General features: G+C 74.1%; 7 protein-coding genes and 2 pseudogenes. 2 read left to right on the plus strand and 7 right to left on the minus strand.

Annotated features, from left to right (window positions below):
* Nucleotides 1-42: 42 nt before the first annotated feature.
* Both CK485_RS22900 and CK485_RS22905 read right to left on the minus strand, forming a co-directional pair.
* Nucleotides 43-1,743, minus strand: coding sequence for a hypothetical protein (locus CK485_RS22900; protein WP_241968542.1), 1,701 nt, complete (start codon nt 1,741-1,743; stop codon nt 43-45).
* The gene (locus CK485_RS22905) at nt 1,740-2,471 is read right to left on the minus strand and encodes an ABC transporter ATP-binding protein (protein ID WP_109453743.1); all 732 of its coding nucleotides are present in this window, start codon (nt 2,469-2,471) and stop codon (nt 1,740-1,742) included. The genes CK485_RS22900 and CK485_RS22905 overlap by 4 nt, the downstream gene beginning before the upstream one ends.
* 246 nt (nt 2,472-2,717) lie before the next feature.
* Between CK485_RS22905 and CK485_RS22910 the strand changes: the two genes are divergently transcribed.
* Nucleotides 2,718-4,073, plus strand: a complete 1,356-nt coding sequence (locus CK485_RS22910; RefSeq protein WP_109453744.1) for a chloride channel protein — start codon at nt 2,718-2,720, stop codon at nt 4,071-4,073.
* Here the strand turns inward: CK485_RS22910 and CK485_RS22915 are convergent.
* The 5 genes and pseudogenes from CK485_RS22915 to betA form a co-directional block, all read right to left on the minus strand.
* Nucleotides 4,062-4,709: a sarcosine oxidase subunit gamma family protein gene (locus tag CK485_RS22915; RefSeq protein WP_241968543.1), complete on the minus strand. Its 648-nt coding sequence runs from the start codon at nt 4,707-4,709 to the stop codon at nt 4,062-4,064. The genes CK485_RS22910 and CK485_RS22915 overlap by 12 nt on opposite strands.
* Nucleotides 4,699-7,844: pseudogene (locus CK485_RS22920) on the minus strand (sarcosine oxidase subunit delta family protein). Before CK485_RS22920 ends, CK485_RS22915 begins: the two are co-directional and overlap by 11 nt.
* Before the next feature lie 14 nt (nt 7,845-7,858).
* Nucleotides 7,859-9,097, minus strand: a complete 1,239-nt coding sequence (locus CK485_RS22925; RefSeq protein ID WP_109453745.1) for a sarcosine oxidase subunit beta family protein — start codon at nt 9,095-9,097, stop codon at nt 7,859-7,861.
* A gap of 80 nt (nt 9,098-9,177) precedes the next feature.
* A pseudogene (locus CK485_RS22930) lies at nt 9,178-11,613 on the minus strand (FAD-dependent oxidoreductase); the annotation flags it as partial.
* A 76-nt stretch (nt 11,614-11,689) separates the two neighbouring features.
* Nucleotides 11,690-13,369 (minus strand): choline dehydrogenase, encoded by a 1,680-nt coding sequence (gene betA / locus CK485_RS22935; RefSeq protein ID WP_109453747.1) that lies wholly within the window; start codon nt 13,367-13,369, stop codon nt 11,690-11,692.
* Between the two features lie 87 nt (nt 13,370-13,456).
* Here betA and CK485_RS22940 point away from each other — a divergent pair, with 87 nt between their 5' ends.
* Nucleotides 13,457-14,254 carry an IclR family transcriptional regulator gene (locus tag CK485_RS22940; RefSeq protein WP_109453748.1) on the plus strand — a complete coding sequence of 266 codons (798 nt, stop codon included), beginning with the start codon at nt 13,457-13,459 and terminating at the stop codon, nt 14,252-14,254.
* Nucleotides 14,255-14,266: the final 12 nt, after the last annotated feature.

The following is a 14,266-nucleotide window of genomic DNA, read 5'->3' on the forward strand; positions in this document are numbered from 1 at the left end:
CTGAAGGCGGCCGGTGCCCCCCGCGCCGGTCGCCTTCGTGTCCTATGCCGTGAGCGACCTGGCGCGGTCGGTCGTCCAGCGCAGGAGGGCTGCCGCCAGGACCGCGGCCATCACCGCCGCGGTCACCACCGAGCCCGCGGTGCCGTGGCGCAGGGCGAGGGTGAAGGGCAGGGCCATCGCGACCAGTGCCGTCAGCGAACCGGCCGCGTACCACAGCAGGAACAGCAGGGGGCCCATGCTGCCGGTGGGGGACTGCGCGGGCGACAGCAGCAGATGCTGCCTGTTCGCGCCCCGGCAGGCGTTGACCAGCCCGGCCGCGATTAGCGGCGGCACCGCCGCCGGGGCGAGGAAGGCCCGCGCCCCCGCCCCCAGCCACAGCGTCACCCCGCACACCCCGCACGCCCCCAGCAGGGCCAGCGCCCCCGGCAGGATCGCGTGCCGCAGCATCAGCGAGCGGTACGGGTACGGCGACCAGGAACCGCGCCGGGTGTCGTCGGTCTCCAGCCGCGCGGGCTCCAGCACCTGGGCGACCGCGCCGTAGGCGAAGGCCAGCGCGACCACGGTCGCCCCCACCGCCGTGCCGCCGTGCGCCCCGGCCGCCACGACCGCCGCCAGGGTGGCCAGTGCGGCGTGCACGACCGCGCGGCCCAGGCGGCCCGGGGTGCGCAGCAGCGCCAGCGCGTCCCGCCACGGCACCGCCAGCCATGCCCGGCGCGGGGCGGGCAGCCGGAAGCGGGCCGGACGTCCGCCGCCCGCCGCACCGGAGGCCACCTGGCGCGCGGTGCGCAGTTCCACCGTGAGCAGCGCGGTCATCACACCGGTCGCGGTGCGGGAGCGCTGACGTACCGTCGCCAGCGGCAGCGTGCCGGCCGCCCGGTGGGCCGCGGTGACCGCGGCGGCGACCACGACGAGCAGCAGCCCGGCAGCGACCGGTCCGCCCGGCACCGCCGCCCGCGTCGGCGACAGCGCCGCGAGCCCCGCCCAGCCCCACGGCCCCGACCACAGCTCGGCCCGCTCCAGCCAGCCCACCCGGTGCCCTGCGACCGCCAGCCCGCACTGCGCGACCAGCGCCAGGAACAGCCCCGTCGCGTACGGCGTCAGCCTGCGCGTCCAGGCCGCCACCCGGGGGCTGTGCTCGACGCCCATGCCCAGAGCGACGGCCAGCAACGGCAGTCCCGCGGCCCCCACGAGGCACCACCCGAAGGCGGCGGGCAGCCCGACCCGGCAGGTCAGACCCAGGGCGACCATCCCGATCGCCGCCGCGAGCACACCGGCCGCCGCCGAGACCGACGAGGTGATCCACAGCCACGGCCGCAGCACCCGCCCGACCCGCACCGGCTGGGCCAGCAGCCAGTCCACGCTCTCCCGGGGCGGCACCACGGGACCGCGCCACAGCGCGTCGCGCGCGCCCAGCAGCAGGCACCCCACGCCCAGGGCGCAGGCCCCGGACGGCAGCGCGGCCAGCAGCCCGGAACCGTAACCGGTGTAGTCGGCGCCCATGGACGCCTGGAGGAACAGCCCCAGACTCGGCAGCGCGCCCCACACCACGAGCAGCAGCAGGACGCAGTACAGGACGTACGCGACCTGGCCCGCGCGCTTGCGGCGGTGCGGCGCGCGCAGGTCGCGCAGCAGCCGCAGCGACTCGTCCGTCCAGTCGTCCTCGGCCGACCAGGCGGCGGCGTGGCCGTCCGCCTCGTCGGCGTTCGCGGCTCCGGCGGCCCCGCTCGTCAGGTCGTCGCTCACCGGCCGTCGCCCTCCGCGTCCCCGCCGAGCCAGGTCAGCCCGCCGGCGCCGCCGGTCAGCACCTCGTCGGGGGGGCCGTCCGCGATGAGCGCGCCGTCGCGCAGCACCAGCACCCGGTCGGCCACCGAACGCGCCAGCTCCGCGTGGTGGGTGACCAGCAGCACGCCGACCCCGCCCTCGGTCTCGGCCGCGATCAGCTCGGCCAGCCGCCTGCGCGCGTCCGGGTCGAGGCGCTGCTCGGGTTCGTCGAGCAGCAGCAGGTCACGCGGCCGCACCAGCGCGGTGGCCAGCAGCAGCGACTGCAACTGCCCGGAGGACAGCGCGGCCGGCAGCGACCGGGCGTGCTCGGTCAGCAGCCGGTCGGCGAGGACGTGGTCGATCCAGTCCTCCGCCTCGTCCACGCCGTGCGCGACGGCGACGAGTTGCAGGTGCTCGCGGACGGTCAGGTCCGGATAGCAGGCGGCGGTGTCGCCGACCACCGCGACCCGGGCGCGCACCCGCGGGTCGTTCTCGTCCATCGGCAGACCGTCGAAGGTCACCGTGCCGGTGGTCGGGGTGTCGCGGCCCGCGGCGATCCGCAGCAGGGTGGACTTGCCCGAGCCGTTGTGGCCGAGCAGCGCCACGCACTCGCCCGCCGACAGGTCGAGGTCGATCCGGTGCAGCACCTCGCGCCGCGTGTAGGTCCGGCTGACGCCGGTCAGCCGTAGTAGCGGTGCGTCCTCGGGCATGGGCCGGGCTCCTCGTCAGACCACGGGCGGAAGGGGCCGCCCGCCGTGGTCTGGCTGGGGCGGCCCGGCCATTGTCCACGGTCGGCGGACGCGGGCGGGCACCGGCCGGGGTCACACGAACGGACCGCCCGCGGCGGCGCCCCGCCGCGGGCCGTGCCAGGGTGGCCGGGAGGCTCCCCGCGGTGGACCGGTGTCCGACTGCCGGACGGGGCCTCGCGCTCACCCGGCGGCGAGGAGGCACGGCAGATGTCGCAGCCCGCACCGGACGGCACGCCGTCGCACCCCGCCGCGCCCGACCCTCGCGACTCCGTGCGCACCCGCGGCTACCTGATCGTGCTGCTGGTGGCCGCGGTCATCGGCGTTCCGGTCTCGGCCGCCGCCTACGGATTCCTGGCCCTGGTGCACGAACTCCAGGACCTCGTCTTCCACGACCTGCCGCGCGGTCTCGGCTTCCACGGCACACCGGTGTGGTGGCCGGTGCCCGCGCTCGCGCTGAGCGGCGCCCTGGTCGCGCTGACCCTGCGCCTTCTGCCCGGCACCGGAGGCCACGAGCCGGCCGACGGGATGTCCACCAAGGGCGTCTCGGCGCTGTCCGACCTGCCCGGCATCGTGATCGCCGCGATCGCCTCGCTGGCGCTGGGCGTGGTGCTGGGCCCCGAGGCGCCGCTGATCGCGCTGGGCGGCGGGCTGGCCCTGGGCGCGGTCCGCCTGACCGGCCGCGACCTGCCCGGTCAGGCGACACGGGTGGTCTCGGCGGCGGGCAGCTTCGCCGCGGTCAGCACGCTGCTGGGCTCGCCGCTGCTCGGCGCGTTCCTGCTCATGGAGGCGTCCGGCCTGGGCGGCACGATGCTGGGCGTGGTGCTGGTGCCCGGGCTGCTGGCGGCCGGCATCGGCGCGCTGATCTTCACCGGCCTCGGCTCCTGGACGGGCCTTGGCACCTATTCGCTCGCCCTCCACCACGTGCCGTCCGCCCGCACCCCGGACGCCGGACAGTTCGGCTGGGCGCTGGTCATCGGGCTGGGCGCCGCGCTTGCGGGGGCCGGGGTGCGGTGGCTCGCGCTGACGATCCGCCCGCACGTGGCCCGCCGCCGGCTGCCGCTCAGCGTGCTGGCGGGCCTGGCCGTGGCCGGGCTGACCGTCGCCTACGCGCAGGGCACCGGCCACGGCATCTCCGACGTCCTGTACTCCGGCCAGAACGCCCTCGACCCGCTGCTCGAGCACCGCGCCGGGTACACCGTCGGGGCGCTGGTGCTCCTGCTGGTCTGCAAGGCGCTCGCGTACGGGGTGTCGCTGAGCGCCTTCCGCGGCGGCCCCATCTTCCCCGCGATGTTCGTCGGCGCGGTCGGCGGCACCGCGCTGTCGCACGCGGGCGGGCTGCCGGTCACCGCGGGCTTCGCCATGGGCATCGGCGCGATGTGCGTGGCGATGCTGGGGCTGCCGATGACCTCGGTCCTGCTGGCCACGCTGCTGCTGGGCAGGCCGGGACTGACCGTGATGCCGCTGGTGATCGTCGCGGTGGTGGTCTCCTACGTGGTCTCGACCCGCCTGCGCCTGCGACAGGAGGCAGCGAGCCCACTGCAGCAGACCGCCTCACACAATTGACGCGACGTCAGGTACTACTGACCCCGCGTCAGGCACGTACTCCGTCGTCGCGTCCAGCAGCCAGTCGGCCACATACCCGGCGAACGACGAACGCGTCATCAGCCAGTATCCGGGCCGCCTTTCGTCCCGTGCCGCCAGCAGCACGCCGGCCCGCGCCAGCGTGGTCTGCGCGCAGCGGCCCGCGCCGAAGGCCCGCGGATGCAGGTCCAGGGGGCAGCCGTGCGCCAGCAGATCGCGGGAGCGGGCCCCGCCGACCAGCACGGTGGCGCGCTGCGCGGAGACGTCGGTGACCGCCGCGTACTCCCCGGCGACGGCGGTCCGCAGCCGCTCCTCCAGCCACGCCGCCGACCCGGGCCGCCCGACGACCAGCCACTCGTCGGGTCCGAGCCACAACGCCGCCAGCTCACCGCAGGTCGCCATGGTGTTGGGCTGCGCGGGCAGCGCCACGCCCAGCGTGAACCGGACCGTCTCGGCCGCGGGCCCCTTGGCGTCCAGCCGCACCGACAGCTGGGCCAGGAAGGGGAGTTCGGCCAGCCGCACCGCGCCCGCCGAGGCCCGGGTGACGGCGGCGAAGCGGCCCGCGTACGACGCCAGCGGGCTGACAGGTGCGGGGGTGCGATCGATGTCAGCCGTCACGGCGGGCTCCTTGCGGGTCGTAGAGGACGGGTTCCGCGACCGTCACCGGCACGAGGTCCGGCCCCACCGGCACGTACGCTCGCTGCCCGACGCGCTCGCGGCCGCCGCGCACCAGGGCCAGCGCGAAGGTGCGGCCCAGCACGGGGCTGCGGTAACTGGACGTGACGTGCCCGAGCATGGGAACAGGCGGTGCGGGCAGCGGGGCGTCGGCGACCACCTGCCCGCCCTCCGGCAACAGGGTGTCCCGGTCGTTCGGGAGCAGCGCCACCAGGTGCTTGCGGTCCGGGCGGGCGGTGTCGGCGCGGGCGTGCGAGCGCTTGCCGACGAAGTCTAGCTTCTTCGCCGAGACCGCCCAGCCGAGCCCCAGGTCCTGCGGCGTGACCGTGCCGTCGGTGTCCTGGCCGACGACCGGGTACCCCTTCTCCGCGCGCAGCACGTGCATCGTCTCGGTGCCGTAGGGGGTGATGCCGTAGGGTGCGCCGGCCCGTGCGATCGCCTCCCACACGTGCGGCGCGTACCACGGCGGGACGTTGACCTCGTAGGCCAGCTCGCCGGAGAAGCTGATCCGGCACACCCGCGCGGGCACGCCCGCCACCTGGGTGTCCCGCCACGTCATGAAGGGGAAGTCGGCCGCAGAGACAGGGAGTTGGGGTGCCAGCGCGGACAGGACCTCGCGTGAGCGGGGGCCGACCAGGGCGACGGTGGCCCACTGCTCGGTGACCGAGGCGCAGTGCACCCGCAGGTGCGGCCACTCCGTCTGGAGCCACTCCTCCATCCAGTCCAGCACGGCCGCAGCGTTGCCCGTGGTGGTCGTGGCCAGGAAACGGTCGTCGGCGAGCCGCAGCACCGTGCCGTCGTCGAAGACCATGCCGTCGGCGCGGCACATCACGCCGTACCGGATCCTGCCCGGCTTCAGGGTGCTGATCATGTTGGTGTAGAGCCGGTCGAGGAACACCCCGGCGTCCGGCCCCTGCACGTCGATCTTCCCCAGGGTGGAGGCGTCCATGAACGCCACGGCCTCCCGCGCCGCCCGGCACTCGCGCTCGACGGCCGCCGCCATGTCCTCCCCGCTCAACGGGTAGTACCGGGGGCGCTTCCACTGGCCGACGTTCTCGAACTCGGCCCTGAGCGCGAGGTGCCGGCCGTGCAGCGCGGTGACCCGCACCGGATCGTGCAGCGTGCCCCGGTCCCGTCCGGCGAGTGCGGCGAAGGAGACCGGCGTGTACGGCGGCCGGTACGTGGTCGTGCCCAGGGCGGACACCTCCACGCCCAGCAGGTGCGCGACCACTCCGGTGGTCAGGACGCCCGAGGTCCTGCCCTGGTCGTGCGCGGTGCCCGCGGTCGTGTAGCGCTTGACGTGTTCGACGCCGCTCAGCCCTGCGCCGGTCGCCCGCGCCAGGTCGGCCACGGTGACGTCGCGTTGCAGGTCGACGAAGTGCGTACGCGCCTCGTCCGGTCCGGGGACCAGCCACAGTGGCATCGGGGGAGCGCCGCCACCGATGTCGTCGCGATCGGCCGGCGGGGTCGGCACATCGCTCAAGTCCGCTTCCCGCCCAGGCCTGTTGGCGGCGCTCGCGCCCGCGCGCGCTCCGGCCGCCACGCACTCGGCGAGCGTGACCGCGCCCGCCGCGGACCCCACGACCTCGACCACCTGACGGCACTGTCCGGGCAGGAACGCCACCCGCGCCGGGTCGTAGCGCAACGTGCCGCCCGCCTGGCTGAACAGGTGCACCGCGGGATTCCAGCCCCCGGAGACGAGCAGCGTGTCGGCGTCGAACACCTCGGCGGGACCGGTGGGTTCGCCGTCGCGCAGCTCCCGCACCGTGACCGACGTCAGGCACGGGTCACCGCCGGTACGCGTGACGACGTGGCCGGTGCGCACCGGCAGACCCGCCTTGCGCGCCCGCCGCGCCCACGGACCAGGGTCCGGGCGGGCGTCCACGATCGCGGAGACCTCGACCCCGGCCGCCGCGAGGTCCAGGGCGGCCGGATAGCCGCTGTCGCAGGCGGTGAACGCCACCGCCCGCCGCCCCGGCGCGACTCCGAAGCGGTTGACGTACGCCCGCGCGGCCGAGGCGAGCATCACACCGGGGCGGTCGTTGCCCGCGAAGGCGATCGGGCGCTCGTGCGCGCCGGTGGCCAGGACGACCCGGCCGGCCCTGATCCGCCGGACGCGCTCGCGTGCGACGTGGGCGGGGGCGGCGGCGCCCAGGTGCGCGGTGCGGCGTTCCACCGCGAGCAGGTAGTTGTCGTCGTAGTAGCCGAAGACCGTCGTACGCCGCAGCACCCGTGCCTGCGGGAACCCGGCCAGCTCCTCGTGCGCCCGGGCCACCCACTCGTCCGCCGCGCCCCGGCCCAGCAGGTCGCCGCCCAACTCCCCGTGCTCGTCGGCGAGCACGACCCGGGCCCCGGTGCGCGCGGCGGCCAGCGCGGCGGCGAGTCCCGCCGGGCCCGCGCCGACCACCAGCACGTCGCAGTGCGTGTACACCGCGTCGTAACGCGCCGGGTCGGGCCCGCCCGGCAGCCGGCCGCGCCCCGGCAGACCGAACGCCACCAGGTCCTCGCACAGTTCCACGGTGGTCGCCGTCAGCATCGCCTCGGCGTACGGCGCCTCGACCCGCACCAGCGCGTTCGGCTCCTCGCTTCCGACGCCGAACACCCCACGCGCACGTCCGAGTTTCACACTCGTCGCCACCTGCCGCACACCACAGGCCAGCAGTGCGGAGGCGAGCGTGTCACCAGGATGGCCGGTGTACTCCACGCCGTCGAAACGGAAGGTGAGCGCACGTGAGCGGTCGATGCGCCCACCGTGCGTCAGGCGGAAAGGCTGGGCCGGGGAAGGAGTTTGATGGCTCGTCACAGGATCACCGGCCTGGACTCGCCGATGCGGTAGGCGGCGAGGATCTCGTTGGTGGCGGTGTCCCGGACGACGTTGAACCAGCGGCGGCAGGAGATCGTGTGGCACCAGCGCTCCGCGTGCGGGCCCTTCGGGTTGTCGCGGAAGAACAGATGGCGTGCCCATTCCTCGTCGGTCAGAGCCGCCGGGTCCCGCGGATACGGCACGTGTGCCTGGCCGCCGTACGTGAACTCGGCCTCGTCGCGCGGGCCGCACCAGGGACAGGGGACGAGCAGCATCGGTGTCACGCTCCTCAGTGGGCCACCGCGGCGGCGCCGTGCTCGTCCACGAGCGCGCCGGTGGTGAATCGTTCGAGGGAGAAGGGCCGGGCCAGCGGATGGGGTTCGTCGTGCGCGACGGTGTGGGCCAGGACGGCGCCCGCGCCCGGTGTCGCCTTGAATCCGCCCGTTCCCCATCCGCAGTTGAGGTAGAGGCCCGCGACCGGGGTGCGGCCGACGATGGGTGAGGCGTCCGGTGTGACGTCGACGATCCCTCCCCAGGTGCGCAGCACGTGGGCCCGGGCGAAGACCGGGAACAACTCCAGCGCGGCGGCCATCTGCCGCTCGATGACGTGGAACGCGCCGCGCTGGGTGTACGCGGTGTACGCGTCGATGCCCGCGCCCATCACCAGCTCCCCCTTGTGCGCCTGACTGACGTAGACGTGAACGGCGTTGGACATCACGACGGTCGGGTGCACCGGCTCCAGCAACTCGGAGACCAGGGCCTGCAACGGATGGCTCTGCAAGGGGAGTTCGAGACCCGCCATCGCCGCCAGCACGGAGGTGTGCCCGGCCGCGCACAGCGCCACTCGGCCCGCCGCGATCGGTCCGCGCGTGGTGCGCACCCCGGTCACCCGGCCGCCGCGCACGTCGATGCCGGTGACCTCGCAGTCCTGGACCAGGTCGACCCCGGCCGCGTCCGCCGAACGGGCCAGGCCCCAGGCCACGTGGTCGTGCTTGGCGATGCCCGCGCGCGGCTGGTAGGTGCCGCCCAGTACGGGGTGGCGGGCGTCCGGAGAGGTGTCGACGATCGGGCACACCTCGCGGACCCCGTCGGCGTCCAGCCACTCGGCGTCGATCCCGGCAAGACGGTTGGCCTCCACCCTGCGCACGCTGTCGCGCACGTCCTGGAGGCTGTGCGCGAGGTTGAGCACACCGCGCTGCGAGAACAGCAGCGGGTAGTCGAGTTCCGCCTCCAGTCCCTCCCACAGCTTCAGCGCGAACTCGTAGACGGCGGCGCTCTCGTCCCACAGGTAGTTGGACCGGATGATGGTTGTGTTGCGCGCCATGTTGCCGCCCGCGAGCCAGCCGCGCTCCAGCACGGCGACGTCGGTGATGCCATGGGTCCTGGCGAGGTAGTGCGCGGTTGCCAGGCCGTGCCCGCCGCCGCCGACGATCACCACGTCGTAGGAGCGCTTGGGATCGGGACTGCGCCACAGATGGCCGGGGTGCTCGGGAAGGTCCGCGCCGGGCGGCCGGGTGCCCGCGCTCACCGCGTCACCGCCGGCGGCGTGACCTCGCGCGGGCCGGGCGTGCGGGGATCGGGCGTGCCCGGGGCGGGCGTGCGCGGCGTACCTCGCATACGGCTCATCGACGGGTCGAACAACGGCTCCTCGGCGACCCGGGCGGCAACGTCACGGTCGAAGTAGCGGATCGTCAACTCCCGGCCCGGCTTGGACAGTTCGCTCGGCAGCCAGGCGTAGGCGATCACCTTGCCGACGGTGTGACCGAAGGCGGCGCTCGTGACGTGGCCGACGGGGCGCGATCCGTCCAGGACCGGCTCCTTGCCCATCACCACCGACGCCGGGTCGTCGACGGTCAGGCAGGTCAGCCGGCGCCGCACCCGCTCGCGTCGGCGCTCCAGCGCGGCCTGCCCGATGAACCCGCTCTTGCCCGCCCGGACCGCGAACCCGAGCCCAGCCTCGTACGGGTCGTGCTCGAAGGTCATGTCTGTGCCGAAGGCCCGGTACCCCTTCTCCAGCCGCAGGCTGTTGAACGCGCCGCGCCCGGCCGCGGTCCCACCGTGCGCCACGACCGACTCGTACAGCGTGTCCCACAGCTTCAGGCCCAGGTCGGCCGTGGTGTACAGCTCCCACCCCAGCTCTCCCACGTAGCTGAGCCGCATCGCGGTGACCGGCACGGGGCCGACGTAAGCCGGCTGCGCGCGGAAGTAGCGCAGCGCCGCGTCGGAGAAGTCACGGTCGGCCAGCGGCGCCAGCACCTCCAGGGCCCTCGGCCCCCACAGCCCCACACAGCACGTCCCGGCGGTGACGTCGCGCAGCACCACCGAACCGTCGTTCGGCAGGTGCCGGCGCAGCCAGTCCAGGTCCAGGTTGCCGCCCGCGCCGACCTGGAAGCGCTCGGGGCCGAGCCGGGCCACCGTGATGTCCCCGCGGATGCCCGCGTCCTCGTCCAGCATCAGGGTGTACGTCACCGACCCCACCGACTTGTCCATGACCCCGGTGGTCAGCCGCTCCAGGTATCCCACCGCGCCCCGGCCGGTCACCTCGATCCGCTTCAGCGACGACATGTCGTACAGCGCCACCGCCTGCCGGGTCACCATCGCCTCGGCCCCGACCACCGGCGACCAGTACCGTGCCGCCCAGTCGTTGGGCGTCGGCACCGAAGGCCCATGAAGCAGAGGCGAGTTGGACTCGTACCACTGCGGGCGCTCCCAGCCGGACGCCTCAAGGAAGACCGCGCCCAGCGCCTCCTGCCGGGGGTGGAACGGGCTGGTGCGCAACGGGCGCGGCTCGCCCGCCGGTTGCAGGGGATGGATGATGTCGTAGACCTCGGCGAAGTTGCGGCAGCCGCGGGCGGTCACGTAGGACGGCGCGAGCTGGTGCTCCTCGAAGCGGTTGACGTCGCACTCGTGCAGGTCGTACGAGGAGCAGTGGCCGTCCACCAGCCACTCGGCCATCGCCCGGCCGACGCCCGCCGAGTGCGTGACCCACACGGCCTCGGCCACCCAGAAGCCCCGCACCTCGCACGACTCGCCCAGCAGCGGCATGCCGTCCGGGGTGAACGAGAACAGTCCGTTGAGGCCCTCCTCGATCTTCGCCTCCCGCGTCGCGGGCAGCAGCGCGCGGGTCTCGGCCCACGCGTCGGCGAAGTCGTCCTCGGTGAAGCGCAGGACCGACGGCATGACCTCGGCGTCCGCGACGGAGGCGATGGCGTCGGGGGAGACCGGCATGGGGCGGTGTCCGTAACTGCCGATGCCCAGGCGGTCGAAGCGGTCCCGGAAGTACAGGTCGGCGTCCTGGTGGCGCAGGATCGGGTGAACCGCCTCGTCGGTCCGGCCTGCGAGCGCGGGCACCGGCCCGGTCCACGCCAACTGGTGGGCGAGCGGGACCAACGGCAGCTCCATGCCCACCATGCGCGCGACGCGCGGGCCCCAGATGCCCGCGCAGCACACCACGACGTCCGCCGCCATCTCCCCCCGGTCGGTGACGACACCCGTCACGCGGCCGTCGCGGGTGCGCACGTCCAGCACCTCGTGACCGGGCAGGAAGCGCACCCCGCGCGAGCGGGCCGCCCGGATCTGCGCCCGCACCGCGAGCACCGCGCCCGCCAGGCCGTCACTGGGTACGTGCAGCCCGCCCAGCACCCGCTCGCGGTCCAGCAGCGGATGCAGCGCCACGCACTCCTCGGGCCCGACGACCCGCCCCTCGACACCCCATGCGGTCAACCAGCCGTGCCTGCGGTGCAGTTCGGCCAGGCGCTCGGGAGTCGTGGCCACCTCCAGGCCACCGACCGGCAGGAAGCAGGGCCGTCCGTCGACGTCGAGCGAGCGGAACTTCGCCACCGTGTCCCTGGCCATCCCGGTCATCGCCTTGGAGGGGTTGGTCTGGAAGACCAGGCCGGGCGCGTGCGACGACGAGCCCCCGGTGGCCGGCAGCGGGCCCTGGTCCACGACCGTGACGTCGCTCCAGCCGCGCGCGGAGACCTCGTCGGCCACCGCGGCGCCGACGACTCCCGCCCCGATGATGACCACTCGCGGACCAGCCATCGCCACTCCCTTGCCCTTCCGGTGTGCGTTGCGGATGTCTCACGTCAGCCTCACTGCGTGTCCAGGTGACGCAGCGTCAGGAGGACTCCGATGCGGTGGCGTCCGGGCGGCGGTAGTACGGCTCCTGAACCGGAGGCAGCGGCTCGGCGCCCAGGATGAGGTCGGCGGTCTTCTCGGCGATCATCATCACCGGCGCGTAGATGTTGCCGTTGGTGATGTACGGCATGACCGAGGCGTCGACCACGCGCAGGCCGTCGAGGCCGTGCACCCGCAGGGTGTCCGGGTCCACGACCGCCATGTCGTCGGTGCCCATCCGGCAGGTGCACGAGGGGTGCAGCGCGGTCTCCCCCTCCCTGCGCACCCAGTCCAGGATCTCCGCGTCGCTCTCCACGCCCGGCCCCGGCGAGATCTCGCCGCCGTTGTACGGGTCGAGCGCGGGCTGTCCCAGGATGTGGCGGGCGGTGCGGACGGCCTCCACCCACTCCCGCCGGTCCTGGTCGGTGGACAGGTAGTTGAAGCGCAGCGCGGGTTTGACCCGCGGGTCGCGGCTCTTGATCCGCACGCTGCCGCGCGCGTCGGAGTACATCGGCCCGATGTGCACCTGGTAGCCGTGGCCCCCGGCCGGGGCGGAGCCGTCGTAGCGCACGGCGATCGGCAGGAAGTGGAACATCAGGTTGGGGTAGGCGACATCGTCGTTGCTGCGGGCGAAGCCGCCCGCCTCGAAGTGGTTGGTGGCGCCCGGGCCGCTGCGCAGGAAGAGCCACTGGAAGCCCACCCACGGCCGGTACCGCCACTTCAGGTACGGCTGCACGGAGACCGGCTGCTTGCAGGCGTGCTGCACGTACACCTCCAGGTGGTCCTGGAGGTTGGCGCCGACGCCCGGCAGGTCGCGGACCACCTCGATGCCCAGCGCGCTCAGGTGGGCCGCGTTGCCCACCCCCGAAAGCTGGAGCAGCTGCGGGGAGTTGATCGCGCCGCCGCACAGGATCACCTCGCCGGCGCGCACCCGCCGCACCGGGCCGCGCCCCTGCCGGAACTCCACACCGGTGGCCCGCTTCCCCTCGAACACCACCCGGGTCACCAGCGCCCGGGTGCGTACCTGGAGGTTGGGCCTGTTCATCACCGGGTGCAGGTAGGCGCGGGCGGCCGAGAGCCTGCGGCCGCGGTGCACGTTGCGGTCGAAGGCGGCGAAGCCCTCCTGGCGGTAGCCGTTGACGTCGTCGGTGAGCGGGTACCCCGCCTGCTGGACCGCGTGCAGGAACGCGGGGAAGAGCGGGTTGGTGGCGGGCCCGCGCTCCAGCACCAGCGGCCCCGACCGGCCGCGGAGGGGGTCGTCCCGGTCGGCGGCCAGACAGCTCTCCATGCGCTTGAAGTACGGCAGGCAGTGCGCGTAGTCCCACGCCTTCATGCCCGGGTCGGCCGCCCAGCGCTCGTAGTCCATGGGATTGCCGCGCTGGAAGATCATCCCGTTGATGCTGCTGGAGCCGCCCAGCACCTTGCCTCGCGCGTGGTGGATGCGCCGCCCGCCCATGTGCGGCTCGGGCTCCGACTCGTACCCCCAGTCGTAGAAGCGGCTGCCGATGGGAAAGGTGAGCGCCGCGGGCATGTGGATGAAGACGTCCCACGGGTAGTCGGAGCGGCCCGCCTCCAGGACCAGGACACGGTTGCCCGGGTCCGCGGAGAGCCGGTTCGCCAGCGCGCTGCCGGCCGAGCCGCCGCCGACGATGACGAAGTCGTAGGCCGTCTGGAGCGTCATGTGCCCTCTCGTCTCCCTCGTGTAGCGTGATGCGCATCAGGTTGCGCTGAACGCAACAAACATCCTGCGCGCGCGTATAGTTGCGCCATGACCAACCGCACCGGAGCCGCCGGGTCCGACGGGCAGGGCACCGCCGGAGTCCAGTCCGTGGACCGCGCCGTCAGCGTCCTGGAGATCCTCGCCCAGCGCGGCGAGGCCGGGGTGAGCGAGGTGGCCGCGCAGATCGACGTGCACAAGTCCACCGCGTTCCGGCTGCTGGCCGCCCTGGAGGCCCGCGACCTGGTCGAGCAGGCGGGGGAACGTGGCAAGTACCGCCTGGGGTTCGGCATCGTGCGCCTCGCGGGAGCGGTCACCGACCGCATCGACATCACGCAGGTCAGCCGCCCGGTCTGCGAGCGCCTCGCGGAGGACCTCGGCGAGACCGTCAACGTCGCGGTGCTGGAGGGGACGTACGCCGTCAACCTCTACCAGGTGCGCGGCCCCGGCGCGGTCACCGCGCACAACTGGGTCGGCCAGCTCACGCCGCTGCACGCCACCTCCAGTGGCAAGGTGCTGCTCGCGCAACTGCCCGACGAGGAGCGCGCCCGGCTGCTGTCCGAGGCCGGTCTCGAACGCTTCACCCCCGCCACCGTCACCTCGCGGGGCAAGCTGGACAAGGACCTGGCCGGCGTCCGGGAGCGCGGGTACTCCACCACCCACGAGGAGTTCGAGGTAGGGCTGAACGCGATGGCCGCGCCCGTGCGGGCCCGGGACGGCGCGGTGGTCGCCGCCCTCAGCGCCTCCGGCCCCGGCTACCGCTTCTCCGAGGAGCGGATGCGTCAGCTCGCCCCGGTCCTGCTGGAGGGGGCGCGGGAGATCAGCCATCGGCTCGGCTGGCTGGACTGAACCGCCCGCCGC

The sequence above is a fragment of the Streptomyces sp. ICBB 8177 genome, assembly GCF_003144095.1.
Taxonomy (GTDB): domain Bacteria; phylum Actinomycetota; class Actinomycetes; order Streptomycetales; family Streptomycetaceae; genus Streptantibioticus_D.

What these genes read in the sequence shown, in the direction of transcription:
- CK485_RS22905 (WP_109453743.1), bottom strand. Translation starts at nt 2,471, where the DNA reads ATGCCCGAGGACGCACCGCTACTACGGCTGACCGGCGTCAGCCGGACC.
- CK485_RS22910 (WP_109453744.1), top strand. Translation starts at nt 2,718, where the DNA reads ATGTCGCAGCCCGCACCGGACGGCACGCCGTCGCACCCCGCCGCGCCC.
- betA (WP_109453747.1), bottom strand. Translation starts at nt 13,369, where the DNA reads ATGACGCTCCAGACGGCCTACGACTTCGTCATCGTCGGCGGCGGCTCG.
- CK485_RS22940 (WP_109453748.1), top strand. Translation starts at nt 13,457, where the DNA reads ATGACCAACCGCACCGGAGCCGCCGGGTCCGACGGGCAGGGCACCGCC.